The organism is Bradyrhizobium sp. 134 (assembly GCF_023074155.1).
GTDB lineage: Bacteria > Pseudomonadota > Alphaproteobacteria > Rhizobiales > Xanthobacteraceae > Bradyrhizobium.
The window spans coordinates 1-2691 of the sequence record NZ_JADPKX010000038.1; the positions used below are offsets into that span (position 1 = coordinate 1).

Annotated in this window: 2 protein-coding genes; both read left to right on the plus strand. The window is 66.2% G+C overall.

The window, feature by feature from the left end:
* Positions 1 to 2293 (plus strand): hybrid sensor histidine kinase/response regulator (locus tag IVA75_RS14800; protein ID WP_247287500.1); only part of this gene is annotated, 2293 nt, incomplete at its 5' end.
* 24 nt (positions 2294 to 2317) lie between these two features.
* The coding region (locus tag IVA75_RS14805) for a chemotaxis protein CheW (RefSeq protein WP_247287501.1) at positions 2318 to 2691 on the plus strand (374 nt) is incomplete at its 3' end.

Below are 2691 nucleotides of genomic sequence, written 5' to 3' on the forward strand. Positions count from 1 at the left end.
GAGCCTGGAGCGTCCGCTGCGTCCGGGCGAAGTCTCGCTCGACGAGCTCGAGCGCGCCTTCCGCGAGACCGCGATCGAAGTCCCGGCCCCGGTTGCCAAGGCTGAAGTCAAGGCCGAGCCCCAGCCGGCCGCTGAAGCGCCAGTGCCTGTCGCCAAAGAGGCAAAGGCGCCCAAGGACAAGGCCGCGCCGAAGAAGTCGATCGCCGACGAGGGCGCCGGCGAGGGAGCCAGCATCGCCAACCAGTCGATCCGCGTCAACGTGGATACGCTGGAGCATCTGATGACCATGGTCTCCGAGCTGGTGCTGACCCGCAACCAGCTGTTGGAGATCTCCCGCCGCAACGAGGACACCGAGTTCAAGGTGCCGTTGCAGCGGCTGTCCAACGTCACCGCCGAACTGCAGGAAGGCGTCATGAAGACGCGCATGCAGCCGATCGGCAATGCCTGGCAGAAGCTGCCCCGCATCGTTCGCGACCTCTCGAGCGAACTCGGCAAGCAGATCGAGCTGGAGATGCACGGCGCCGACACCGAGCTCGATCGCCAGGTGCTCGACCTGATCAAGGACCCGCTCACCCACATGGTGCGCAACTCCGCCGACCATGGCCTGGAGACCCCGGCCGAGCGTCTCGCCGGCGGCAAGGGCGAGCAGGGCACCATCCGCCTGTCCGCCTATCACGAGGGCGGCCACATCATCATCTGTATCGCCGACAACGGCCGCGGCCTGAACACCGACAGGATCAAGGCCAAGGCGATCTCCTCAGGTCTGGTCACCGAGGCCGAGCTCGAGAAGATGAGCGAAGCCCAGATCCACAAGTTCATCTTCGCGCCGGGCTTCTCGACCGCTGCCGCCATCACCTCGGTGTCGGGACGCGGCGTCGGCATGGACGTGGTGCGCACCAATATCGACCAGATCGGCGGCACCATCGACATCAAGTCGGTCGCCGGTGAAGGCTCCTCCGTCACCATCAAGATCCCGCTGACGCTCGCCATCGTCTCCGCGCTGATCGTGGAAGCCGCCGGCGACCGCTTTGCGATCCCGCAGCTCTCCGTGGTCGAGCTGGTGCGGGCCCGCGCCAACTCGGAGCACCGCATCGAGCGCATCAAGGACACCGCGGTTCTCCGGCTGCGCAACAAGCTCTTGCCGCTGATCCATCTCAAGAAGCTGCTCAAGATCGACGACGGCGCCGTCTCCGATCCCGAGAACGGCTTCATCGTGGTGACCCAGGTCGGCAGCCAGACCTTCGGCATCGTCGTCGACGGCGTGTTCCACACCGAAGAAATCGTGGTCAAGCCGATGTCGACGAAACTGCGTCACATCGACATGTTCTCGGGCAATACCATCCTGGGCGACGGCGCGGTCATCATGATCATCGATCCCAACGGCATTGCCAAGGCGCTCGGCGCCGCCGGCTCCTCGGCCCATGACATGAACAACGAGAACGGGACGCACAGCATTGGATCGGGCGAGCAGACCACCTCGCTGCTGGTGTTCCGCGCCGGCTCGTCCCAGCCCAAGGCGGTCCCGCTCGGGCTCGTCACGCGCCTGGAAGAGCTCCCGGCCGACAAGATCGAGTTCTCGAACGGTCGCTACATGGTGCAGTACCGCGAGCAGCTGATGCCGCTCGTTGCCATGGAGAGCGTCACCATCGCGAGCCAGGGCGCCCAGCCGATCCTGGTGTTCTCCGACGACGGCCGCTCCATGGGCCTCGTCGTCGACGAGATCATCGACATCGTCGAGGAACGGCTCAACATCGAGGTCGGCGGATCCTCCTCCGGCATTCTCGGCTCGGCCGTGATCAAGGGCCAGGCCACCGAAGTGATCGACGTCGGCCACTTCCTGCCGATGGCGTTCTCCGACTGGTTCACCCGCAAGGAGATGAAGCCGTCGCTGCACTCGCAATCGGTGCTGCTGGTCGACGACTCGGCGTTCTTCCGCAACATGCTGGCCCCGGTGCTCAAGGCCGCCGGCTACCGCGTCCGCACCGCGCCGACCGCGCAGGAGGGCCTGGCCGCGCTGCGCGCGCAGACCTTCGACGTGGTCCTGACCGACATCGAGATGCCCGACATGAACGGGTTCGAGTTTGCCGAGACCATCCGCTCCGACAGCAATCTGGGTGCGATGCCGATCATCGGGCTCTCCGCGCTGGTGTCGCCGGCGGCGATCGAGCGCGGCCGTCAGGCCGGCTTCCACGACTATGTCGCCAAGTTCGACCGTCCCGGTCTGATCGCGGCGCTGAAGGAACAGACCGCGGGCGCCGCCGGTGCCTCCGAGCTGAGCCGCGCAGCAGCGTAACCAGCGGGATCAGGAGATACGCACATGACCAAGAAGACCCAGTCCGGCGAAGGCGCCATGGTCGAATACGTCACCGCGATGATCGGCGGCCAGCTGTTCGGCCTGCCGATCTCCCGCGTCCAGGACGTGTTCATGCCCGAGCGCGTCACCCGCGTGCCGCTGTCCTCGCGCGAGATCGCGGGCGTGCTGAACCTGCGCGGCCGCATCGTCACCGTGGTCGACATGCGCGCCCGGCTCGGCCTGCCCAAGCCCGAGGACGGCAAGATCCCGATGGCGGTCGGCGTCGACCTGCGCGGTGAATCCTATGGCCTGTTGATCGACCAGATCGGCGAAGTGCTGCGGCTCGCCGAGGACGGCATGGAAGAAAACCCCGTCAATCTCGACCCCCGCATGGCCAA